Source organism: Streptomyces sp. NPDC050509 (assembly GCF_044457965.1).
Lineage (GTDB): Bacteria > Actinomycetota > Actinomycetes > Streptomycetales > Streptomycetaceae > Streptomyces.
This window is the reverse complement of the sequence record NZ_JBITHL010000001.1, coordinates 562693-585382: the sequence shown is the minus strand read 5'-3', so window position 1 is coordinate 585382 and position 22690 is coordinate 562693. Positions and strand designations below refer to the sequence as shown.

Annotated in this window: 22 protein-coding genes; 12 read left to right on the top strand and 10 right to left on the bottom strand. The window is 72.8% G+C overall.

Annotated features, from left to right (window positions below; translation table 11 throughout):
- The gene (locus ACIBJC_RS02105) at positions 1 to 663 is read right to left on the bottom strand and encodes a class F sortase (RefSeq protein WP_399286453.1); all 663 of its coding nucleotides are present in this window, start codon (positions 661 to 663) and stop codon (positions 1 to 3) included.
- Between the two features lie 331 nt (positions 664 to 994).
- Here ACIBJC_RS02105 and ACIBJC_RS02100 point away from each other — a divergent pair, with 331 nt between their 5' ends.
- Positions 995 to 1480 (top strand): hypothetical protein, encoded by a 486-nt coding sequence (locus tag ACIBJC_RS02100; protein WP_399286450.1) that lies wholly within the window; start codon positions 995 to 997, stop codon positions 1478 to 1480.
- 162 nt (positions 1481 to 1642) lie between these two features.
- Here the strand turns inward: ACIBJC_RS02100 and ACIBJC_RS02095 are convergent, their stop codons facing one another.
- On the bottom strand, positions 1643 to 2173 hold the full coding sequence (locus ACIBJC_RS02095) for a hypothetical protein (RefSeq protein WP_399286447.1): 531 nt from the start codon (positions 2171 to 2173) through the stop codon (positions 1643 to 1645).
- A 175-nt stretch (positions 2174 to 2348) separates the two neighbouring features.
- Complete coding sequence (locus tag ACIBJC_RS02090) at positions 2349 to 3116, bottom strand: hypothetical protein (RefSeq protein ID WP_399288052.1); 768 nt, start codon at positions 3114 to 3116, stop codon at positions 2349 to 2351.
- Positions 3117 to 3991: 875 nt separating this feature from the next.
- On the opposite strand from ACIBJC_RS02090, the gene ACIBJC_RS02085 reads away from it, so the two are divergent.
- The 3 genes from ACIBJC_RS02085 (at position 3992) to ACIBJC_RS02075 (ending at position 8171) form a co-directional block, all read left to right on the top strand.
- Positions 3992 to 4987, top strand: a complete 996-nt coding sequence (locus ACIBJC_RS02085; RefSeq protein ID WP_399286444.1) for an SCO0930 family lipoprotein — start codon at positions 3992 to 3994, stop codon at positions 4985 to 4987.
- A 206-nt stretch (positions 4988 to 5193) separates the two neighbouring features.
- On the top strand, positions 5194 to 6006 hold the full coding sequence (locus ACIBJC_RS02080; protein WP_399286442.1) for an SAM-dependent methyltransferase: 813 nt from the start codon (positions 5194 to 5196) through the stop codon (positions 6004 to 6006).
- Positions 6003 to 8171 (top strand): putative bifunctional diguanylate cyclase/phosphodiesterase, encoded by a 2169-nt coding sequence (locus tag ACIBJC_RS02075; RefSeq protein ID WP_399286439.1) that lies wholly within the window; start codon positions 6003 to 6005, stop codon positions 8169 to 8171. The genes ACIBJC_RS02080 and ACIBJC_RS02075 overlap by 4 nt, the downstream gene beginning before the upstream one ends.
- A gap of 30 nt (positions 8172 to 8201) precedes the next feature.
- Here ACIBJC_RS02075 and ACIBJC_RS02070 read toward each other — a convergent pair whose 3' ends face one another.
- Positions 8202 to 9161 (bottom strand): LysR family transcriptional regulator, encoded by a 960-nt coding sequence (locus ACIBJC_RS02070; protein WP_399286436.1) that lies wholly within the window; start codon positions 9159 to 9161, stop codon positions 8202 to 8204.
- A 93-nt stretch (positions 9162 to 9254) separates the two neighbouring features.
- Here ACIBJC_RS02070 and ACIBJC_RS02065 point away from each other — a divergent pair, with 93 nt between their 5' ends.
- From ACIBJC_RS02065 to ACIBJC_RS02050, 4 genes are all read left to right on the top strand, one after another.
- Positions 9255 to 9962 carry a succinate dehydrogenase gene (locus tag ACIBJC_RS02065; protein ID WP_399286433.1) on the top strand — a complete coding sequence of 236 codons (708 nt, stop codon included), beginning with the start codon at positions 9255 to 9257 and terminating at the stop codon, positions 9960 to 9962.
- 1 nt (position 9963) lies between these two features.
- Positions 9964 to 11922, top strand: a complete 1959-nt coding sequence (locus tag ACIBJC_RS02060) for a fumarate reductase/succinate dehydrogenase flavoprotein subunit (RefSeq protein WP_399286430.1) — start codon at positions 9964 to 9966, stop codon at positions 11920 to 11922.
- Positions 11919 to 12665: a succinate dehydrogenase/fumarate reductase iron-sulfur subunit gene (locus ACIBJC_RS02055; protein WP_399286427.1), complete on the top strand. Its 747-nt coding sequence runs from the start codon at positions 11919 to 11921 to the stop codon at positions 12663 to 12665. Before ACIBJC_RS02060 ends, ACIBJC_RS02055 begins: the two co-directional genes overlap by 4 nt.
- A gap of 85 nt (positions 12666 to 12750) precedes the next feature.
- Positions 12751 to 13695: a hypothetical protein gene (locus ACIBJC_RS02050; protein ID WP_399286424.1), complete on the top strand. Its 945-nt coding sequence runs from the start codon at positions 12751 to 12753 to the stop codon at positions 13693 to 13695.
- A gap of 60 nt (positions 13696 to 13755) precedes the next feature.
- Here ACIBJC_RS02050 and ACIBJC_RS02045 read toward each other — a convergent pair whose 3' ends face one another.
- A complete protein-coding gene (locus tag ACIBJC_RS02045) occupies positions 13756 to 13971 on the bottom strand; it encodes a dodecin (RefSeq protein WP_329826494.1) in 216 nt (71 codons plus the stop codon).
- A gap of 172 nt (positions 13972 to 14143) precedes the next feature.
- Between ACIBJC_RS02045 and ACIBJC_RS02040 the strand changes: the two genes are divergently transcribed.
- From ACIBJC_RS02040 to ACIBJC_RS02030, 3 genes are all read left to right on the top strand, one after another.
- Positions 14144 to 14797: a histidine phosphatase family protein gene (locus tag ACIBJC_RS02040; protein ID WP_399286420.1), complete on the top strand. Its 654-nt coding sequence runs from the start codon at positions 14144 to 14146 to the stop codon at positions 14795 to 14797.
- 169 nt (positions 14798 to 14966) lie between these two features.
- Positions 14967 to 15770 carry a GNAT family N-acetyltransferase gene (locus ACIBJC_RS02035; RefSeq protein ID WP_399286417.1) on the top strand — a complete coding sequence of 268 codons (804 nt, stop codon included), beginning with the start codon at positions 14967 to 14969 and terminating at the stop codon, positions 15768 to 15770.
- Positions 15767 to 16771 carry a lysophospholipid acyltransferase family protein gene (locus ACIBJC_RS02030; RefSeq protein ID WP_399286414.1) on the top strand — a complete coding sequence of 335 codons (1005 nt, stop codon included), beginning with the start codon at positions 15767 to 15769 and terminating at the stop codon, positions 16769 to 16771. Before ACIBJC_RS02035 ends, ACIBJC_RS02030 begins: the two co-directional genes overlap by 4 nt.
- Here ACIBJC_RS02030 and egtD read toward each other — a convergent pair.
- Genes egtD through egtA form a run of 4 tightly spaced genes read right to left on the bottom strand, consistent with a single transcriptional unit; the run spans position 16666 to position 21030 of the window.
- A complete protein-coding gene (gene egtD / locus ACIBJC_RS02025) occupies positions 16666 to 17628 on the bottom strand; it encodes an L-histidine N(alpha)-methyltransferase (protein ID WP_399286411.1) in 963 nt (320 codons plus the stop codon). The genes ACIBJC_RS02030 and egtD overlap by 106 nt on opposite strands.
- On the bottom strand, positions 17625 to 18383 hold the full coding sequence (gene egtC / locus ACIBJC_RS02020; protein ID WP_399286408.1) for an ergothioneine biosynthesis protein EgtC: 759 nt from the start codon (positions 18381 to 18383) through the stop codon (positions 17625 to 17627). Before egtC ends, egtD begins: the two co-directional genes overlap by 4 nt.
- The gene (egtB, locus tag ACIBJC_RS02015) at positions 18383 to 19738 is read right to left on the bottom strand and encodes an ergothioneine biosynthesis protein EgtB (RefSeq protein WP_399286405.1); all 1356 of its coding nucleotides are present in this window, start codon (positions 19736 to 19738) and stop codon (positions 18383 to 18385) included. The genes egtC and egtB overlap by 1 nt, the downstream gene beginning before the upstream one ends.
- Entirely contained in the window at positions 19735 to 21030 is a 1296-nt protein-coding gene (gene egtA / locus ACIBJC_RS02010) for an ergothioneine biosynthesis glutamate--cysteine ligase EgtA (RefSeq protein WP_399286403.1), read from the bottom strand. Before egtA ends, egtB begins: the two co-directional genes overlap by 4 nt.
- Positions 21031 to 21202: 172 nt before the next feature.
- Between egtA and ACIBJC_RS02005 the strand changes: the two genes are divergently transcribed.
- Complete coding sequence (locus tag ACIBJC_RS02005; protein WP_399286400.1) at positions 21203 to 22165, top strand: TIGR02452 family protein; 963 nt, start codon at positions 21203 to 21205, stop codon at positions 22163 to 22165.
- Here ACIBJC_RS02005 and ACIBJC_RS02000 read toward each other — a convergent pair.
- Positions 22131 to 22610 (bottom strand): type II toxin-antitoxin system PemK/MazF family toxin, encoded by a 480-nt coding sequence (locus ACIBJC_RS02000; protein ID WP_399286398.1) that lies wholly within the window; start codon positions 22608 to 22610, stop codon positions 22131 to 22133. The genes ACIBJC_RS02005 and ACIBJC_RS02000 overlap by 35 nt on opposite strands.
- Positions 22611 to 22690 lie beyond the last annotated feature (80 nt).

Sequence of the window (22690 nt, the reverse complement as noted above, 5' to 3'; positions counted from 1 at the left end):
TCAGCGGGTGCCGACCATTCGGGCGAAGACGACGACGTTGCCGTCGTACCCCTGAGTCCTGGAGTAACCGCCGCCGCAGGTGATCACCCGCAGCTCGGCGTGGCCGGTGTCACCGTAGACCCGGGAGCCGGGGAAGTCGTTCTTGGCGAAGACCTCGACCCCGTACACCTCGAACACGGCGGTGCTGCCGTCGTACCGGTCGACCTCGACGTGCCGCCCCTTCGCCACCGCGCCCAGACCGTAGAAGACGGTGGGACCCGCCTGGTTGTCGACATGGCCGACGACCACCGCCGTACCGCGCTGTCCCGGTGACACCCCGTTCTGGTACCAGCCGGCCAGATTGGGGTCCTGCGGGGGCGGCGCGGCGATCCAGCCGTCCGGGTCGAGCCCCACGTCCATCACCGGCGCGTCCACCTTGATCGCCGGAATGCGGATCCGGGACATCGGGGCGTACGGCAGCGGTTTGATGTCCGGCAGTGCCGAGGTGGCCAGGGCGGCCGGGTCGGGCCTGCTGACCGGCGCCGCCGCGGCCGCCGGCTGCGGCGGTCCCAGCGGTACGTCCACCCCGTTGCGCATCACGGCGATTCCCGTGAGCATGACGAGAGCCAGTACGCCCCAGGGCGAGCGCTTCCTCGACTCCGGGGCGTGATGGTCCTGGCCCATGTTTCTCCCTTCGTGGACGCCTGCACGCACGGTAAGGGCGGAGTGGCCGACCGGCGATCACTGGCGGGCGAACGGGTGGCGCGGGTGCCCGGAGTACCCCAGGCGAGTAACCGGAACGCTCCAACCGAGTAACCCGCCGACAAAACTTCTGACGGTCCGTGACCTGCGGCTCTGCCCGGCCGGGGGGCCTTCTGACGGCGTGTCGGCACACCTGCGCCTACCGGGTCGAAATGCGCGCTTCCGGTTGCCCCGTGAGGGTTCGTCATGGAAGGCGTTCTCGTCGAATTTCCCGGAGCGCCGCTTTGGGGCGTCTTCCGCTGGAGGTTCAACGATGCGTGCTTCACGCGCTCTCGCGGTGACCGCGACCGCCTGCGCGGCCGTGGCGCTCTCCGCTCCGCTGGCCGGCGCCACCAATGGCCCCCGCGATGTCTCCGTCAACCCGTTCGAGGTCCACCGGGGCGGCACACTCCACATCCGGGTGGAGGGCTGTGGTCACGGAGGCACGGTCACCTCCAACGCCTTCTCCCGGGTCGAACTGTCCGTCAACTCGTCGGGGCACTCCTCGGCGCGCGCCCGGATCCACGACTTCACCACGCCAGGGCACTACAACCTGGCGGTCCGGTGCAGCGACGACCCCCGTACCGTCACGCACCAGTTCCGGGTGCTGGAGGGCCGGGGCGCGCTCGGCGGGCTCGGCGGTTCCGTCGGACCCAGTTCCACGGAGATGGTGCTCGGCGGCGGTCTGGTCGCCGCGGCGGCCGTCGGCGGATCGTTCTTCCTCACCCGTCGTCGGCGCCTGAACACCGTGGGCGTCTGACCGGACGGGTCCCGGCGGGCCGCCCCGGCCGGGAGAACCCGAACGGGCATGGCGGAGCGCGGACGCCGGACGCCGGACGCCCGTCGCCCCGAGCCGGAACGTGGCTCGGGGCGACGGGCGTCCGGCGTCGGGTGCCGGGCGGGTGCGGGGGCGTGGGTGCGGTCAGTGGCCGCGGCCCTCCGCCCGCCGGCGCGCGGTCCAGACCGTTCCGGCCGCGGCGGCCACCACGAGCGCCGTGCCCGCGGCGAGTTCGCCCGTGCCGACACCGTCCATGCTGCCGCCCAGACCGCCCCGTACCCCGGCGGGTGAGACGCTCGTGGCGGACACGGTCGGCGCGCGGGGCGCGGTGGTCGCCGCACCCGCGACGGTGAGGTTGGTGCGGCCCGTCGTCCCGTTGCAGGTGAACGAGACCTGGTACACCGCGCCCCGCTTCGCGTCCCAGTCCACGGTGGCGGTCCCCGTACGGCCCGAGGGGATGTTCACGGTGTCGAAGACCGCGGAGGAAGCGGTCGCGGAGGACGCACAGTTGGTGACGCCGAGGGTCACCCTCCCGCCCGGGGCCACGGTGGAGGGCGTGACGGTGAACCCGAACGGCGTGGCGCCGCCGTGCACCGCCGCCACCGCGGTGGGCGCCGTCAGGGCGAGTGCGGCCACTCCCAGCAGAGCGGTGGTCGTGGCACGTATCGCGCGCATGATGAGCCTCCGGGTCTCCGAGGAGCAGCAGTGGAACCTATTTCCACAGAAGCCGGTACATGCGCCTCGATGCCGGAAACGCTAGGAGCGCCCTACCACAGCCGCGATCGCTGACGGGCGAATGGGGCACGGCCGTCCCCCGGGCGGCGGACAGTCGTACCCCGTTCGCCGCCGGTCAGCGGCCGATCTGCGGGAACAGTTCGAGGAACGGCGCCGTGGTCGCGCCGATGCCGCGCCCGTACGGGGCGTCGAAGTCCCAGATGAGGAAGAGGAGGAAGGCGATCAGCACACTGAAGAGCCCCGCGAGCAGCAGTTCACGGAACGAGCGGCGGATCTGCAGGACGAAGATCATCCCCACGGTGACCACCGCGCCGATGATGAGGCCGAACCAGACCACCCCCGGCATCGTGTCGCCCGCGTTCTGTCCCCGGGCGCCTCTGGCGTCGTCGGCGGTGGCCACCTGGTCGACCAGCGGCTGGTAGGCCTGGCCCTCCAGGTCGGTGCGCGGCGCGTACTGCGAGACATCGGCGCGCAGCTTGTCGAGGAGCTGGGTGCCCTTCGCGCTGAGCGCCTCGTGCCGGGACATGTGCGGCCACTCGGTGTGCACGACGTACGAGACGTACGCGTCGACGTCGCCGCGGATCTGCTCCCGTACCTCTGTGGGGTAGACCTGAACGCGCTGCTGGATCTCGTGGAGCGCCTGTGCCTCCTGGCGCACCGACTCCTGGGCGGCGCCCCTGGCCTCCCAGACGCCGGCGATCGCGAGACCGAGGACGATCGCGTAGACCACGCCGATCATCATGGTCATGTAGTCCATGACACCGGGGACCTCGGCGGGGTCGTCGGCTTCCTCGCTGACGCCCCGGTTGTTGAAGATGACGATGGTGAGGACGACCGCGCAGGCGGCGGCCATCGCGATGCCCAGGACGAGCCAGTCCGACATGGGACCTCCGTGGATCAGCGGGAACGGGAGCGGGAGCGGGGACGCAGCACGGCCGCGGCGAGTACGGCGGGGGCCGTGATCAGAAGCATCCGCAGGACGGGGGAGGCGCCGCTCGGCGGCTGTTGACGGGTCGCCTGGCGGTAGGCCGGCAGGGCCACGGCGGGCGGCGACGGTTCGGCGGACGGGGTCGGGCTCGGTGTCGGTGTCGGAGAAGGAGCGGGCGGGGGCGGCGCGGGACGGGGCGGCGCGGGCGCGACCGTCACCGGACGCGGCCGGGGCGCGGCGGCGGGCGGCGGTGCCGGTGCCGGGCGGGGCGGTCGCGGGGTGGGCCGGACGACGGGCGGGGGCGGCGGCTTCGGCGTGACCACCACGGGCGGTGGCGTCGGTGGTGGCGGTGGTGGAGTCGGCGGAGGAGGTGGTGGGGGAGGGGGTGGAGGCGGCGGTGGCGGGGGCGGTGGGGGTGGTGGCTTCGGCGGTGGTTCGGGTGGCGGGGGAGGCGTCGGTGTCGGCCGGCAGCCGCCGCTGCCCGCCACGGCCACCGCCTCCACCGCGTCGCCCGTACCGGTCGAGGCGTAGGCGCAACTGTCCGCCGCGGCGGGCGCCGGGGCGGCGGCCGACAGCGAGATGAGTGCGGCGGCTGTGAGCAGCCGTCCGACGAGCGATCCATACACGGGCAGGAGCTTGGTCATGATCGGGCCCCGGCACGCCGGAAGTTGCTCGGATTCCCCCTGATAGGGGGTATTTGGCGCCGTCGAGAACACGCCGCGGAAGTTTTTTCCGGCCGCGTTGAACGGGATGCCGTCTCCGCTCCGTACTTAGGACCATGAGCAGCGCACCCGAGCGCCTCAACCGGCCCATGGATATCAGGAGTTGACATGAACACCTGGCGGAACGCCTCGCTCGCGGTCACCGCGGCGGCCGTACTGGCCCTGACGACGGCGTGCGGTCAGGACCCGGGCACCAACACCAACGGACAGTCCGTCGGCGCCGCGAACCCGGCCGGCGCCGCCGACAGCGGATACGGCGCGGGCACCGGCACCGGCGCCGGGGCGGGAACAGGGGCCGGCGCCGCCGGGGCCGGCACGGCGGCGGCGGCCAAGCCCGCGGGGCAACTCGCCGTGTGGGACAGCAAGAAGCTCGGCAAGGTCCTCACCGACAGTGAGGGCTTCACCCTCTACCGCTTCGACAAGGACACACCGGCCCCGCCGAAGTCCAACTGCGAGGGCGACTGCGCCACCACGTGGCCCGTCGTGACCGCGGGCGACGCCAAGGCCGCCGCCGGCACCGAGGCCTCCCTGCTCGGTGAGGTCACCAGGACCGACGGGACCAAGCAACTCACCGTCGACGGCTGGCCGATGTACCGCTATGTCAAGGACACCAGCCCCGGCGACGCCAAGGGCCAGGCCGTGGGCGGCACCTGGTTCGCGTCAGCCCCCGACGGCAAGAAGGCCTCCCCGGCGGCCGCCGGCGGCGGTTCGGGCGCCGCGGCCGAGGAGCCCTCGGGCGACCTGGCGGGCCTCTCGGTCCGCAAGGACCCGAAGCTCGGCGACGTCGTGGTGGACGCGAAGGGCATGACGGTCTACCGGTTCACGAAGGACACGGCATGGCCGATGAAGACCGCCTGCACCGGCGCCTGCCTCGACAAGTGGCCGGTGGTCGCCCCCGTCTCCAAGAACGACGTCGACGGCGTCACCACCAAGGGCTTCGTCACCTTCGACCGGCCCGACGGAATCAAGCAGCAGACCCTCAACTGCTCGCCCATCTACACCTTTGCGGGCGACAAGAAGCCCGGCGACACCAACGGTCAGGGCGTCGGCGGCACCTGGTTCGCCGTCTCTCCCGACAATGAGCTGGTCGGAGCATCCGAGTAGTTCCCACGCCGCGTCTCCGGCCCAACGGTCCGCCGTCACACTCCTCGGTGTGGCGGCGGACCACATGCACATGCCGACTGTATGTGACCAAGAACGGATCGCTAATTTCCGTTTGGGCTCGCTCTCTTGGCGGTCGATCAGTAGCCTCGGCTCGAACAACCGGCCGTTATCAGGCCGCACCCCGTGGCGACTTGTTGGAGACATCGATGGAGCGTCCCGCCTGGGCCCCGCAGGGCATCGACATTTCGGTGCCGAGCGTTTCCCGCATTTATGACTACTATCTGGGCGGTTCGCACAATTTCGAGGTCGACAGGGAAGCCGCGCGCCGGGCCATGGGTTTCATGCCGGGACTGCCCAAGATCATGAAAGCGAACCGCGCGTTCATGCGCCGCACCGTGGAATTCGCGTCCGCCGAAGGCATCGGCCAGTTCCTCGACATCGGATCCGGGATTCCGGCCTTCGGCAATGTCCACGAAGTCGCCGCCTCGCTCGACCCGGACGCCACGGTGCTCTACGTCGACCACGACCCGGTCGCCGTCGCCCACAGCCGGGCCGTCCTCGAAGGCAACGCCAACGCCGCCGTCGTGAACGCCGATCTCCGCGAGCCCCGCAAGATCCTGCACAGCCAGGAGGCGGCCGGACTGTTCGACCTGGAGCGGCCCGTGGCGGTGCTGCTCAACTTCGTCCTGCACTTCCTGGAGGACAAGGACCAGCCCTACCGGGCCGTGGCCGAACTGCGCGACGCGCTCGCCCCCGGCAGCCTCATCACCGTCACCCACGCCTCCTACGACGGTGTCCCGGCCTCCGTGGAGGACACGGACGCCGCCGTCGCCGTCTACACGGAGACCCGCAGCCCGCTGGTGATGCGCTCCCGCGAGCAGATAGCCCGCTTCTTCGACGGCTTCGAGCTGGTCCCGCCCGGCCTGGTGTCCCTGCCCGACTGGCGCCCCGGCAGCCCCGCCGACCAGGAGGATCCGTACGCCTACTCGGGCTTCGCCGGAGTGGGACGCAAGGCGTGAGGGAGCAGGAGCGGGAGCCGGGCCCGGCGGACCCGGACGGCCTGGAGGACAGAATCAGAAGGTTCGCGACGATCTGGAGCCGGGCGATCTTCCCGGCGACGGCCACGTCGCTCACGCGCGCCGAGTTCGAGGAGTGCCTGCTGCCGCTGGCCCGCGCGCTGCGCGAGGCGCTGCACGCCCGCCCCTTCGACAGCACCCCCGCGGGAGCGGCGGGCACCGCCCTGGTCGCCGCGCACTGCACCGACCCCGAGGCCCTGAGCCGTACCCTCGGCGTCATCGACTCGTACCTGGTCCTGTACTGCGGTACGGACGAACTGCCCGGGGAGGAGAGCCGCGCCCGGTGCGCCCGCCTCCAGCACGCCCTGGCCGCCGGGTACGCCCTGGCCCTGCGTGAGCGGACCCTCGCCGAGCAGGAGGCCGTCGCACGCTCCGCGCTGGCGGCGCGCAGCGACGCGGAGGACGCCCTCCACGCCACCCAGGCCCGTTTCCACGCGGTCTTCGAGGGCGCGGCCATCGGGATCGGCATCGCCGACCTCGACGGCAACGTCCTGGAGGTCAACGACACCCTCACCGAGATGTTCGGCGGGCTCGAACACCATGTCCGCAGCCGCAACGTGAGCGAGTGGGTCCATCCCGAGGACGGCCCCCACGTGTGGCGTCTGTACGGCGAACTGGTGCGCGGCGAGCGCGAGCACTTCCGGGTCGAGAAGGCGTTCTACCGCAACGACGGCACCGTGCTCTGGACCAACCTGACGCTCTCGCTGCTCCGGGACACCGAGGGCGCCCCGCAGTACCAGCTCGCGCTGATGGAGGACACCACCGAGCGGCGGCTGCTCAATCTGCGGCTGCGGTACGAGGCCACCCACGACGCGCTGACCGGACTGCCCAACCGGACGCTGTTCTTCGAGCGCCTGGAGAAGACGCTCGCCGCGGGCGGCGACGCGCGCTTCGGCCTCTGCTACCTCGATCTCGACGGCTTCAAGGCGATCAACGACAGTCTCGGCCACTCCTCGGGCGACCGGCTGCTGGTCGAGGTCGCGGACCGGCTCCAGTCGTGCGCCACCGCGCCGGGCGAGATGGTGGCCAGGATCGGCGGCGACGAGTTCGTCGCCCTGACGACCGGGCCCGGCACCGAGAGCGAGGTGACCGACCTCGCCTCCCGGATCCTCGGCGTGCTGACCACCCCGATCCGGCTGGAGGGCCGGGAGTTCACCGTACGCGGCTCCATCGGCATCGTGGAGGGGCCGGCCGCCGGGCGGAGCCCCGCGGAGGTGCTGCGCAGCGCGGACATCACCATGTACCGGGCCAAGGCGGCGGGCGGCAACCGCTTCGAGCTGGCCGACCCGGAGGCCGACGCCCGCGCCATCACCCGGCACGGGCTGACCACGGCGCTGCCGACCGCCCTGGAACGCGGTGAGTTCTTCATCGAGTACCAGCCGCTGGTCCATCTCGACGACGGCACCGTGCACGGCGCGGAGGCGCTGGTGCGCTGGGCCCATCCGCAGCACGGCGTGCTCGGCCCTGACCGGTTCATCCCGCTCGCCGAGCACACCGGGCTGATCGTGCCGCTCGGCCGCTGGGTGCTGGAACAGTCCGTACGGCAGGCCCGGTTCTGGCAGCAGGAGCTCCCGGAGGGCGCGCTCGGCGGACCGTTGCGGATCAATGTGAACCTCTCCCCGGCCCAGCTCCACCACCCCGGACTCGTCGCCGACACGGTCGAGGTGCTGGAGCGGGTCGGGCTGCCGCCGGGCGCGCTCTGCCTGGAGGTCACGGAGTCGGCGCTGATCGGCGCCGACGAGGATCTGCTCAAACCGCTGCGCCAGCTCGCCGAGATGGGCGTGGACATCGCGCTCGACGACTTCGGCACCGGCTACTCCAACCTGGCCAATCTGCGCAGGCTGCCGGTGAGCGTGCTCAAGCTGGATCGTTCCTTCACCCAGGGGATGCAGCAGCATCCGGCCGACCCGGTCGATCTGAAGATCGTCGAGGGGATCGTCTCCCTGGCGCACAGCCTGGAGCTGGCCGTGACGGTGGAGGGCGTGGAGACCGGGGCGCAGGCGGAGCATCTGCGCCGGCTGGGCTGCGACACGGCGCAGGGCTGGTACTACGCCAGGCCGGGGCCGCCCGAGCACCTTCACACCCTGTCGCTGGCGGACGCGGTCTGAGAGCCTGTCGGGTGACCCGTGGCCGCCCGGTCAGAGGTCACCCGACAGGCTCCGAGCGGAGCGGCGGCCGGACGGCGACGACCCCGCGGTCCGGGCCGCCGCCGTCCCGGCCTCGCCCTGCGTGGACAGCAGCACCCTCTGCAACTCCCGGGCGGCACGCGGCGGCGCGACATCGCTGCGGTGGGCGAGCGCGATCGTACGGCTCAGCCCCGGCCTGGCCAGGGGCGTCACCCGCAGATCGTGCGCCCGCGCCGCCACCATGCTCGGCACCACCGCCATGCCGAGCCCGGCCCGTACGAAACCGAGCACGGCGTCCATCTCGCCGCCCTCCACGGTGAACGACGGCTCGAACCCGGCGGCCCGGCAGGCGGCCACGGTCAGCTCGCGCAGGTCGTAGCCGTGCCGGAACATCACCAGCGGCCGGCCCTCCAGATCGGCGATCCGCACCGGACTCCCGGGGGCCGGGGCGCCCGGCGAGGAGACCACCACCAGGTCCTCGTGGAGCAGTTCGACCGTGGTCAGCGCGGGGGACGCGGCCGGCAGCGGCATCGCCACCAACGCCAGATCGAGCGCGCCGCGGGCCAGCTCCCGCACCAGATCGTGCGAACCGCTCTCCTCGATCAGCAGCTCGATGCCGGGATGCTGATCGTGGAAGGCGCGCAGCACCTCGGGCAGCAGGCTGGTGCACAGACTCGGCGGCGCGCCCAGCCTGACCCGGCCGCGCCGGAGCTGCGCCAGCTCCTGGACCTCGACCCGCGCGGTCTCCGCGTCGGCGAGGATCCGCCGGGCCAGTGGGAGCAGCGCCTCGCCCGCGTCGGTGAGGGCGACATTGCCCCGGGCGCGGCTCAGCAGCTCGGCGCCCAGCTCCTTCTCCAGCGCCCTGATCTGCTGCGACAGCGACGGCTGTGAGACGTGCACGCGCTCGGCGGCGCGGGTGAAGTGGCGGGTCTCGGCGACGGCCACGAAATAGACGAGCTGCTGGAACTGCATCTCCCCAGGGTACGACCACGATAGGCACTGCCTATGGACATCAGCCGGACCATGTCTTGGACCTCTCGGGTGCGGCGGCCTAGCGTCATGAACATGGCTCTGGCAACGCGGACGGACAAACGGGCGTCCATGCCCCGCACCCTCTGGGGATCGACGATAGGGAAAAAGACGGTCATGGCCGTGAGCGGCCTGATCATGCTCGGCTATCTCGTCGCGCACATGCTCGGCAATCTCAAGATCTTCTTCGGCGCTTCCGAGTTCAACGGGTACGCCCACTGGCTGCGCACCCTGGGCGAGCCGCTGCTGCACTACGAGTGGGCCCTGTGGCTCGTACGGATCGTCCTCGTCGCCGCCGTCGTCCTGCACGGGGTCTGCGCGTACCAGCTCAGCCGCCGCGACATCGCGGCGCGCCCCAGCCGCTACGTCCACCGGCGGGCGCGCACGAGCTACGCGACCCGCACCATGCGCTGGGGCGGGATCATCCTCGCCCTGTTCATCGTCTGGCACATCCTCGACCTGACGACCGGCACCGCGCACCCCGGCGGCTTCCAGCCGGGCCATCCGTACCAGAACGTCGTGGACACCTTCTCCACCTGGTACGGCAACACGGTCTACATCACCGCGATGGTCGCCCTCGGACTCCACGTCCGGCACGGCTTCTGGAGCGCCGCGCAGACCCTCGGCGTGGGCAGCGCCGCCCGCGACCGTGTCCTCAAGGCCACGGCCGACGTGCTGGCGCTGGCGCTGACCGCGGGCTTCGTCGCCGTACCCGTCGCCGTCATGACCGGAGTGGTGAGCTGAGATGAACGAACCCACCCGTTACACCGAGTACACCACCGGCGCGCCGCTCGCCGACACCAAGGCACCGGACGGGCCCGTCGCCGAGCGGTGGAACCGGCGCCGCTTCGAGGCCAAGCTCGTCAACCCCGCCAACCGCCGCAAGCACACCGTGATCGTCGTCGGCACGGGCCTCGCGGGCGGCGCCGCGGGCGCCACCCTCGCCGAACAGGGCTACCACGTCGTCCAGTTCTGCTACCAGGACTCCCCGCGCCGCGCCCACTCCATCGCCGCCCAGGGCGGCATCAACGCCGCGAAGAACTACCGTAACGACGGCGACTCCGTCCAGCGGCTCTTCTACGACACCGTCAAGGGCGGCGACTTCCGCGCCCGCGAGTCCAACGTGCACCGGCTCGCCGAGGTCTCCGTCGAGATCATCGACCAGTGTGTCGCCCAGGGCGTCCCGTTCGCCCGGGAGTACGGCGGACTCCTCGACACCCGCTCCTTCGGCGGCGTCCAGGTCTCCCGTACGTTCTACGCGCGCGGCCAGACGGGCCAGCAACTCCTGCTCGGCGCCTACCAGGCGCTCTCCCGGCAGATCGCCGCCGGCGCCGTCGAGATGCACGCCCGCACCGAGATGCTCGACCTGCTCGTCATCGACGGGCGGGCGCGCGGCATCGTCGCCCGCGACCTGATCACCGGCGAGATCACCCCGTACTTCGCCGACGCGGTCGTCCTCGCCTCCGGCGGCTACGGCAACGTCTTCCACCTGTCGACCAACGCCAAGAACAGCAACGCCACCGCGATCTGGCGGGCACACCGGCGCGGCGCCCACTTCGCCAACCCCTGCTTCACCCAGATCCACCCCACCTGCATCCCGCGCTCCGGCGACCACCAGTCGAAACTGACCCTGATGAGCGAGTCGCTGCGCAACGACGGCCGGATCTGGGTGCCCGTGGCGCCCGGTGACACCCGCCCGCCGGCCGAGATCCCCGAGGACGAGCGCGACTACTACCTGGAGCGGATCTACCCGTCCTTCGGCAACCTCGTCCCCCGCGACATCGCCTCGCGCGCCGCGAAGAACGTCTGCGACCAGGGGCGCGGCGTCGGCCCCGGCGGCCAGGGCGTCTACCTCGACTTCGCCGACGCCATCGCCCGGCTCGGCCGCGGGGCCGTCGAGGAGAAGTACGGCAACCTCTTCGAGATGTACGAGCGGATCACCGCCGAGAACCCGTACGAGGTCCCGATGCGGATCTACCCGGCGATCCACTACACCATGGGCGGACTCTGGGTCGACTACGACCTCCAGACCACCGTGCCAGGCCTGTTCGCGATCGGTGAGGCCAACTTCTCCGACCACGGCGCCAACCGGCTCGGCGCGTCCGCCCTCATGCAGGGGCTCGCGGACGGCTACTTCGTCCTGCCGTCCACCATCAACGACTACCTCGCCCGCCACCCGCACCACGACACGGTTGACGACTCCCACCCCGATGTCGCCGAGGCCGTCGCGGACACCGAGGACCGGCTGCGGCTGCTGCTCGCGGTCGACGGCGACCGTACGCCCGAGTCGTTCCACAAGGAGATCGGCGAACTCCTCTGGGAACACTGCGGGATGGCCCGCACCGACAGCGGGCTGCGCAAGGCGCTCGACCGCATCCCGCAGATCCGCGAGGAGTTCTGGCGCCGGATCAAGGTGCCGGGCACCGGCGAACAGCTCAACCAGTCGCTGGAGAAGGCCAATCGCGTCGTCGACTACCTGGAACTCGCCGAGCTGATGTGCCTGGACGCCCTGCACCGCACCGAGTCCTGCGGCGGCCACTTCCGTGACGAGTCGCAGACCGAGGGCGGCGAGGCGGCCCGCAGGGACGAGGAGTTCTCGTACGCCGCCGCCTGGGAGTTCGCCGGCACCGGCCGCGCACCCGTCCTGCACAAGGAAGACCTCGTCTTCGAGTACGTCCACCCCACCCAGCGGAGCTACGCATGAGGCTCACCCTGCGCGTCTGGCGCCAGCCCGACGCCGACACCCCCGGCGCCATGGTCACCTACGGGCTCGACGGCATCTCCGAGGACATGTCGTTCCTGGAGATGCTCGACACCCTCAACGAGGAGCTGATCCTCAAGGGCGACGAGCCGGTGGCCTTCGACCACGACTGCCGCGAGGGCATCTGCGGCGCCTGCGGTGTCGTCATCAACGGGGACGCCCACGGCCCCGAACGCACCACCACCTGCCAGCTCCACATGCGTCACTTCGACGACGGCGACACCATCGACGTCGAACCCTGGCGGGCCGGTGCCTTCCCCGTCGTCAAGGACCTGGTCGTGGACCGCTCCTCCTTCGACCGGATCATCGGGTCCGGCGGCTACATCACCGCCCCCACCGGCGCTGCCCCCGAGGCACACGCCACCCCGGTGCCCAAACCCGACGCCGACTCCGCCTTCGAGCACGCCGAGTGCATCGGCTGCGGCGCCTGCGTCGCGGCCTGCCCCAACGGCTCCGCGATGCTCTTCACCTCGGCCAAGATCAACCACCTCAATGTCCTGCCGCAGGGCGCGCCCGAGCGCGAGACCCGCGTCCTGGACATGGTCGCCACCATGGACGAGGAGGGCTTCGGCGGCTGCACACTCGCGGGGGAGTGCGCCACCGCCTGCCCGAAGGGGATCCCCCTGCCGTCGATCGCGGCGATGAACAAGGAGTGGCTGCGGGCCACCCGTAAAGTCGCCCGCTGACGGCCCGTCGGACCCCGGCGGCGTGCGGCCGAAGCCGATGTCCCGCACCCTGGAGCACAGGAGCGACCAGGGAACGGGTGGAGCCATGGGACTCGGACGGCGGGCACTGCTGCTCGGCACCGGCGGGTTGCTGGCGGGAGCCGCCACCGGGTGCTCCGGGGCCGCGCGGACGGAAGCCGCCGTCGCGACACGCTCGCCCGTACCGCTGCCGACGACCACCCCGTGGCGGCCCGACCGCGACGACGTGGACCCCGCGGTCAAGCTGCGCGCCGTACAGGTCGTGGAGGCCATCGGCGCCTGGCCGGCCGGGCAGGGCGGCGCGGCGGCGGCGAGGCGACGGGTGGCCGCGCTGGGCGCGGCGCCCGCGCTCGTGGACGCGGCGGGGGCGCTGTTGCCCGCAGCCGACGAGGCCGCGCTCCAGGTGGTCGACGCCCAGTACGGCGGGATCCTGGCGGACTCGGCCAGTGTGCTGGTGGTCTGCCGGCAGTGGACCCAGGAACACCCGACCGGCACGACCGGTACCACCGTGGACGTACGGCTCAGTCGGGCGCGGCCCCGCTGGGAGGTCACCGCGCTCCACCCGGCCAGGCCCGGCGCCGCCGTCCCCGCGCTGCCCGCCGCCGCGCGCCAGGTCCTCAAGGAACCCCGGATCACCCTGCCGCCCGCCGCGGAGGCGGACATCCGCAGCGGCCACATCCACGAGAGCGTGCTGCGGGCACTGCTGCGACTGGCCGGTACGTACCGGATGTACGTGAGTGTGATCCGCTCCGGCCATCCGCTGGACGTCTTCGGCACCGACCGGCCCAGCGACCATCCGCGCGGCCGGGCCTTCGACGTCTGGCAGATCGACGGCCACGCGGTCGTGGACCCGGCCACCTCGCGCAGGCTCGTGGAGGCCTTCATGCGGGACGCGGCGGCGGCCGGCTCGTACAACGTGGGCGGTCCGGTCCAGCTCTCCGGCGGCGCCGCGGGCCAGTTCTTCAGCGACGCCACCCATCACGACCACGTCCACGCGGGGTTCACGGCCTGAGCGCCGGCCTGACCGGCGCTGGGCGCACGGGAGCGTCACTCCGTGTCGCGCACGGGAGCGTCACTCCGTGTCGTCGAGCCGGAATCCGACCTTCATGCCGACCTGGTAGTGCTCGATGTCGCCGTCGACGATGTGGCCGCGTACTTGTGTCACCTCGAACCAGTCCAGCCCGCGCAGCGTCTGGGCCGCGCGGCTGACGCCGTTGCGGATGGCGTCGTCGACGCCCTCGTGCGAGGTGCCGACGATCTCGGTGACCCGGTAGGTGTGGTGCGACATGGGGCCGTTCTCCTCTGCAGGTTTCACGTTCACGCCTTCACACGTCGCGGGGCCCGCGACGTCACTCCACCGTGCCCCACCCCGCCGTTCCCCGCGAGGCCACGATGGCACCCGCCGCCCTCTGGGAGAGTGGTACGGGTACCCGTACGCCCATCCGGAGGGATGCGACCTCATGCGCCTGCTGCTGATCCGCCACGGCCAGACACCGTCCAACCTCGCCGGCCTCCTGGACACCGCCGCGCCCGGTCCCGGGCTCACCGGGACGGGGGAGCGGCAGGCCGCCGCGCTGCCCGCCGTGCTGGCCGACGAGGACATCGGGGCGCTGTACGTGTCGACCCTGGTCCGTACGCGGCTCACGGCGGCCCCGCTGGCCGCCGCGCGCGGTCTGGAGATCCGGGTCAGGGAGGGGATCAGGGAGCTGGCGGCGGGAGAGCTGGAGATGCGCGGCGACGAGGAGTCGGTCCGGCGCTATCTGACCACCGCGTTCGCCTGGTCCGCGGGCGAAACGGAGCTGCGGATGCCGGGCGGCGAGAGCGGGGCCGAGGCGCTGGCCCGGTTCGACGCGGTGGTCGCGGAGGCGGCGGCGACGGGCGCCGGTACGGTCGCGCTGGTCAGCCATGGCGCGGCGATCCGGATGTGGACCGCCGCCCGCGCGCAGAACGTGGAGGTGGACTTCGCCGCCGCCCACGCGCTGGCCAACACGGGCGTCGTGGCCCTGGAAGGCACCTCCGAGGCGGGGTGGAAGGCCCTGACCTGGGCGGGCACGGTGGTCTCCCCGCGCGACGTCGTGGCCGAGGACGGTGGGCCCGCCGGCCGCGCGCTGTAGCGCGGGAGCGCCCCGGCGTGGTGCGGTCCCCGGCATTCAGCCGCCTCACATCCGCACTCCGCCGTGTGGTCATGTCAAATCCAGTCGGTCACGGAAGAAACGAGGTGCCGGGTCCACGCGCCCGCGACGGACCCGGCACCCTGCCCTCCCTACGGCACAGGAGTCCGCCATGCCCGCCCCCGCTCCCGCCACCGTGCTCTCCCCCGCCCCGCTCCCCACTCCGGGCCCCGCCGCCGGTGCCGAGCCGCGCTACCTCCTCCAGCTCGCCCGTACCCAGGAGGACGTACGGGCCGCCCAGCGCCTGCGGCACCTCGTCTTCGCCGGGGAGCTCGGCGCCCGGCTCGACGGACCCGAGCCCGGTCTCGACACCGACGCGTTCGACGCGTACTGCGACCATCTGCTGGTCCGGGAGGAGTCCACCGGCGAGGTCGTCGGCACGTACCGGCTGCTGCCGCCCGAGCGCGCCAGGGCCGCCGGACGGATCTACTCCGACAGCGAGTTCGACCTCGCCCGGCTCGCCCCGATCCGCCACGACCTGGTAGAGGTGGGCCGCTCCTGCGTCCACCCGCTGCACCGCACCGGCGGCGTCATCGCCCTGATCTGGGCCGGGCTCGCCCGCTACATGACCACCACAGGACACAACTGGCTGGCGGGCTGCTGCTCGGTGCCCCTCGCCGACGGCGGCGCGCTGGCCGCTTCCACCTGGAACCGCGTCAAGGACAAGCACCTCGCCCCCGAGGAGTACTGGGTCACCCCGCACCGGCTCTGGACCCCGGAGCCCGCCGCCGTGGCCGCCGCCCCCGCCGAACTGCCGCCGCTGCTGCGCGGCTATCTGCGGCTCGGCGCCTGGGTGTGCGGCGCGCCCGCGCACGACCCGGAGTTCGGCGTCGCCGACCTGTACGTCCTGCTGTCGATGCGCCGCACCAACCCGCGCTATCTGCGGCACTTCCTCTCCCTCGCCCCCGCCGCATGAGCGCCTGGCTGCCCGCCGCGCCCTGCACCCCGCGCGACTGCTCGCGCCACCCCGGCCCGGCGGCCGGTACGGCGACCGGGGCGGGCCGTCTGCTGCTGGGGATCCCGCTCGTCCTGTGCGGCGCGCTGCTCGCGCCGCTCCTCGCCCCGCTGGGCGCGGCGGTACGGGACCGGCTCACCCGGAGCTGGTCCCGTACCGTACTGCGCGCCTTCGGTCTGCGGATCACGGTGCGCGGTGCGGGGGAGTACGGGACCGGGGCGCGCGGGGCGGCGGGCGCCGTGGCCCCACGCGGCGCCGGGGTGCTGGTCGTCGCCAACCACATCTCCTGGCTGGACATCCCGCTCCTCGCCGCCGTCTTCCCCGGCCGGATGCTGGCCAAGAGCGAGATCCGGCGCTGGCCGCTGCTGGGCGCGCTCGCCGCCCGGGGCGGCACGCTGTTCGTGGAGCGTGAGCGGCTGCGCGCGCTGCCCGACGCCGTACGCACCCTCTCCGGCGCCCTCGGGGCGGGCTCGCGGGTGATCGCCTTTCCCGAGGCGTGCACCTGGTGCGGCCGGGAGCAGGGCCGGTTCACCTCGGCCGTCTTCCAGGCCGCGGTGGACGCGGGCGCCGCCGTCCGGCCCGTACGGATCACCTACCGCGCTCCGGACGGGGAGCCCTCGGGGGCGCCGGCCTTCGTCGGGGACGACACACTGCCCGCGTCGCTGTGGCGGGTCGTGGCGGCCGGCGGGCTCATCGCGGAGATCACCCTCCTGCCGCCGATCCCGGCCGGCCACCACACCGATCGCCGCGCGCTGGCCCGTACGGCGCACCGCGCGATCACATACGGCGCCCTCGCGTACGGCGCCGGCGCCCGTGGGGGCGCCGCGCCGTACGCGAGGGCCGGGGGCGTCCCCCGTCAGACCGCCTTCGCGAGCGACAGGGCGAACCGGTCCGCCCCGTCGGTCCACCAGTGCGTCAACTCCATCCGCGCGGCGGACAGTTCGGACCTCACCCGGTCCTGACGGAACTTGGCCGACACCTCCGTACGTACCTCCTCACCCGCGTCGAAGTGCACCACCAGATCCAGCTCCGGGATCTTCACGGTGAGCCGGGAGCGGGCCCGCAGCCGCATCTCGATCCACTCGTTCTCCGGGTCCCAGAGCGCCACATGGTCGAAGGCGTCCGGCGGGAAGTCGGCGCCCAGCTCACGGTTCATGACGGTCAGCACGTTCTTGTTGAACGCGGCCGTCACACCGGCCGCGTCGTCGTACGCCCTGACCAGTACGGACTCCTCCTTGACCAGGTCCGTGCCGAGCAGCAGCCCGTCGCCGGGGGCCAGCAGCCCGCGGACCGAGGCGAGGAACGCGGCGCGCTCGGCGGGCAGCAGATTGCCGATCGTGCCGCCGAGGAACGCGACCAGCCGGGGCCCCGGGGTGCCGGGCAGCGAGAGGCCGCCGGTGAAGTCGGCGACGATCGCGTGCACGTCGATCCCCGGATGGTCGGCGAGCAGCCCTTCGGCGGCCCCGCTCAGCGCGCTCTCGCTGACATCGACCGGTACGTAACTGGTCAGGTCGGGCGCCGACTCCAGCAGCAGACGGGTCTTCTCGGACGACCCCGACCCCAGCTCGATCAGGGTGCGCGCGCCCGTCGCCGCCGCGATCTCGGGCGCGCGGGCGTGCAGGATCTCCCGCTCGGCGCGCGTCGGATAGTACTCGGGCAGTGTGGTGATCTCCTCGAACAGCTCACTGCCCCGGGCGTCGTAGAACCACTTGGGCGGCAGTGTCTTGGGCGTACGGGTCAGCCCGTGGAGCACATCGGCGCGCAGCGCGGCGTCCGTGGCGTCCTCGGGCAGCGTGCGGGTCAGCAGGAACGGGCTCACGCGGGAAGCTCCTTGAGAGGGGAGAGCAGGACGTCGCCGCGGCTCGCCACGAGCAGCGTGCGGTCGGGGACCTCGCGCCAGCGCGGGTCGTCGTCGTACGGCTCCGAGGCCACCAGGGTGGGATCGTCACCGGATCCGGCGCGGTACCAGAGTGTGTCCCCCCAGGCTGTCGCCGCTATCCGGGCGCCGTCGGTGAGCAGCAGGTTGAGCCGGGACCCGGGCGCCGCGTCCGCCACCTCGACGACGGTGTCGGCCAGCGCCTGACCGAGGTCGTCGCCCGCCCGCAGCCGGTGCAGCACCAGCGCCCACACCAGCCCCGAGTCGCTGCGCGCCACCAGCGAGAGCAGCTCCTCGGCGGGCAGCGCCGCGGCCAGGCCCGCGAGCGAGCCGGGCCAGCCGCCCACCGAGCCGTTGTGGCTGAACAGCCAGGTCCCGGCGGCGAAGGGCGCCGCGGCGGCCTCCCCGTCGGCGCCGGGCAGGGTGGCGTCCCGTACGGCCGCGAGCAGCGCGCCGGTACGGATCACCCGGGCCAGGTCGGTGAAGCCCAGGTCGCCCCAGATGGGGCCCGCGCGGCGGTAGCGCGCGGGCACCGGATCGCCCTCGGCGTACCAACCGACGCCGAAACCGTCGGCGTTGACCGTCCCGTTGCGCTGTCTGCGCGGCGCCCAGGACTGCCGGTACAGCGCGTGCGGCGGCTCGATGAGCACCGCGCCGAGTGTCATCGGCGTTCCCAGGGCCGCGATATGACGGCACATCAGACATCTCCGGTGGCAGCGGCAGTCAGGGCGCCGGGGGCCGCGGTGCGCGCCGTTCGGAACCCCGAGAAGATCTGCCGGCGCACCGGCAGGTCCCAGTTGCGGAAGGTGCCACGGCAGGCCACCTGGTCCACCGCGAACGACCCGCCCCGCAGCACCTTGTGCGCGCTGCCGAAGAACACCTCCGAGTACTCGCGGTAGGGGAAGGCGGCGAAGCCCGGGTACGGCAGGAAGTCGCTCGACGTCCACTCCCACACGTCCCCGATCAACTGCCGTACCCCGAGCGGCGACGCGCCCGCCGGGTAGCTGCCCGCCGGGGCCGGCTGGAGATGGCGCTGGCCGAGGTTGGCGTGGAGTTCGGTGGGCTCGCCGTCACCCCAGGGATGGCGCAGCGACCGTCCCGAGACGGGGTCGTGCCGCGCGGCCTTCTCCCACTCCTCCTCGGTCGGCAGCCGCCGGCCCGCCCAGCGGGCGTAGGCGTCGGCCTCGTACCAGCTCACATGGAGCACCGGCTCGTCCGCCGGGACCGGTTCCAGCACCGAGAAGCGGCGGCGCAGCCACTGTCCGCCGTCGCGCCGCCAGAAAAGCGGGGCGCCGATGGAGTGTTCCCGGATCTGCGCCCATCCTTCCGGCGCCCACCAGCGCTCCTCGGTGTAGCCGCCGTCCTCGATGAACCGCTGGTAGTCGCCGTTGGTCACGGGCACGGTGTCGATCCAGAACGCCGGGACGATCCGTTGGTGGGCCGGCCGCTCGTTGTCCAGCGCCCATGGCTCCGTGGAGGTTCCCATGGTGAACGGGCCCCCGGGTACGAGGACTTCGGCGGGCAGCCCCGTCGTGTCCCCGGTCGGCGGCGGGGGCGCGGTCAGCGCGGTCGGTCCCGTGCGCAACTGGTGGGTGATGAGCATCGTCTCGTCGTGCTGCTGTTCGTGCTGCGCGATCATCCCGAAGGCGAACCCCGCGTCCAGCAGGGGACCGCCGTGCAGCGGGGTGCGCTCGATGATGTCGAGGACCCGGCCGCGTACGTCGGCGGCGTACGCCCGCGCCTCGGTGGGCGGCAGCAGCGGCAGGGTGGGCCGGGCGGCCCTGGGGTGCTCGAACGCGTCGTACACGGAGTCGATCTCGGGACGTACGGCGGGGCGGCCCCCGACGGTCCGCAGGAGCCACTGCTCCTCCTGGTTGCCGATGTGCGCGAGGTCCCAGACCAGGGGGGACATCAGCGGCGAGTGCTGTGCGGTGAGGTCGTGGTCGTCGACACAGGAGGTCAGCAGGGCGGTACGGGCCCGGGCCGCCGTCAGCGAGTCGACGGCACGCTGCTTGAGCTGCTCCTCGGTGGACAGGCCGGCGAGGTCGGTCATGTGCGGAGGTCCTTCCCTGGCGCGTTCCCTGGCGCGTTCCCTGCCACGGGCGCGCGCAGATCATCGGCCGGACACCGGCCCGGCAGGACGTAACGGTCGAAGAACCGGTCGACCACCTCCTGCACCTGGGGTGTCGCGCCGATGCGCGGCAGCGCTTCCCGTGCGACGGCGAAACAGGAGATCGCCGCCGCGTGCAGCTCCGGGTCGGCCAGCCCGTACCGGGCGGCGTTGACCCAGAGCGGATTGGCCGGGGCGGGCAGTGGGCCCGCCGTCTCGGCGAGTGGTTTGACGGTGCGGTACACCGTCTCCGCCGCCTCGGGGTCGTCGAACAGCGCGGTGGTGACGGCGAGCGGCACCAGCCAGCCGTCCTCACCGGGCTGCGCGTCGATCATCCGCAGTTCGAGATGGCCGCGCGGTCTGACCGGCGGGAAGAGCGTCGTGAGGTGGTAGTCGAGGTCGGCGCGGACCGGCGGACGCGGCAGCCCGGAGCGGATCCACTCCCGGAAGGTCAGCCCCTCGGGAACGGTCCAGGGCCCCTCGGCGGCCCGTACGCACATCACCGGCGCGTCGAGCGCGTACGCGGCCCAGGCGTCCCGCGGTGACAGCGCGGAGGACGGCGCGGCGGTACGGGGCGGGTCGAGCTGGGTCCACATCGCCTGCCGGGTGGAGCGCCATCCCGTCTCCTCGCCCTCCCGCATCGGAGAGTTCGCGAAGGCGGCGACGAGCACCGCGCCCAGCAGGTGGGCGAGCTGCCAGCGCCGTCCGTGGCCGAGCGGCCCCGGCTCCTCGTGCCCCGCGTCCAGACAGACCTGGATGGAGGCGGTCGACCGCATCATGGCGCGGCCGGCCGGACCGATCCGGTCGAGATAGGTCTCCATGGCGTCGTAGCGGGGTTCCCGCAGCATCCGCTCCGGGGAGTTCCAGGGGTCCTGACCCAGCCCCGTGAGGGTGAGTCCCGCCGCACGCAGAACCGGACGCACGGCGTCCAGGTCGGCGGAGGTGGAGGTGACGCACTCCGTCAGGGACGCGGCGGGCGCGGAGCTGAGCTCCACCTGGCCGCCGGGTTCGAAGGTGAGCGCGGATCGGAGGTGCAGGGCCCGCAGCCCCTCGAACGCCTCTCGGAGGCGGTGGGCCGGGACGGGGATTTCGGGGGTACGCAGATCGTGGACGAGCCATTCCAGTTCGACACCCACGGTGCGGGGCGGGCCCGTCTTGAAACAGATGCCGCGCAGCAGGTCCTCGGCGTCGTCCTCACCGAGCGGTGATCCCTCGTTGAAACTGTCGGGTGGCATGTGCGGATCCTCCTGTCGAAGACCGCGTGACCGTACTCCGCCCCGGGTTCGGGGCGAGCGCTTCGTCCAACCTAAAGCCACTCTCGCCGCTTCGCACAAGAGTGCCCGCGCGGTCACTTTATCGTCAGAAATGCCATTGCCCCGGGAGAGATCGTTCACGCAGAATTCCCGTATGAGCGCACGGCTGCGGGGCATTGCGAAGGAAACAGAGGAGATCGTCCGATCGGGGGTCTACCGTGCTCCGGACGGCCGTGAGGTGTTCCTTCGCGCCGCGGTGGACGCGGCGGTGGCGGGCACGAGGATGTACGGCCCGGGGCCGGTCGGCCCGGCGGGTCCGCCCGCCGCGCCGTCTCCGTCCGGCCGTACGGACCGGGCCGCTTCCGGGGGTACGGACCGTGGCGCGCCGGCCGTCGAGGTCACCGGCGAGAGCAGCCTGGACGCGGCGCGCCGGCTGACGGCGGCGGATCCCGGGGCGCCCGTGGCCGTACTGAATTTCGCGTCCGCGCGGAACCCGGGCGGCGGCTATCTGAACGGCGCGCAGGCCCAGGAGGAGGCGCTGTGCCGGGCCTCCGCGCTCCACACCACGCTGCGGGCGGCGCCGGAGTTCTACGCCCACCACCGCGCCGACCGGGACCCGTTCTACACCGACCGGGTGATCCACTCACCGGGGGTGCCGGTCTTCCGCGACGACCGGGGCCGGCTGCTCGACACCCCGTACCAGGTGGGCTTCCTCACCTCGCCCGCGCCGAACGCCGGGGTGATCGCGCGGCGCGCCCCCGAGGACGTCCACCGCGTCCCGGCCGCTCTCGCCGCCCGCGCGGAACGGGTCCTGGAGACGGCCGTGGCGGGCGGCTACCGGCGGCTGGTGCTGGGCGCCTGGGGGTGCGGTGTGTTCCGCAACGACCCGGCGGCCGTCGCGGAGGCCTTCCGGGCGCTGCTCACGGGGGCGGGCCGGTTCGCCGGGGCCTTCGACGAGACGGTCTTCGCGGTGCTGGACCGGACGCGGGAGGCCACAACCCTGGGGGCGTTCCGGCGGGTCCTGGGCCCACGGGCCACGGGCCGGCCCGTCCAGGACCCGCCGGGCCCGGGGGGCCAGGAGCTCACTTCCAGCCGTACAGCTCCTTCAGCCGGTTGACGACCAGATTGAACCGCCCCCGGTCCAGGGCGCACGCCTCGCGCCGCATCCCCCGGTCGTGGACGCGGAGCACCCGGTCCACGTCCACCCACGACTCGCGCCCCTCGCGGTCCCACGGCCCGACCCCGATCGGCACCCACTCGCGGTCCCGGTCATGGCGCTTGCTGGAGAGCTGCACGGCGAGCAGGGTGCCCGCCGCCTCGCGCGCCACCACCAGGACCGGACGGTCCTTGCCGCGCCCGTCGTTCTCCTCGAACGGCACCCAGGTCCAGACGATCTCGCCGGGGTCGGGGTCGCCGTCGTGCTCGGGCGCGTAGGAGGTACGGACCGGGCCGACGGCGCGCGGGTCGGCCTCGGCCGTGGCGCCGGGCCCGCTGCGGCCGGGGGAGTCGGGAGACGCGGAGGAGCTGGAGGAACCGGGAGAGCCGGGGGACGAAGCGATCATCCGTAGACGGTAGAACGTGGCCGGCCGCGATCGCCGGGCGGGTCGGCCGGAGCGCACCGGATCGCGGACCGGATCGGTCC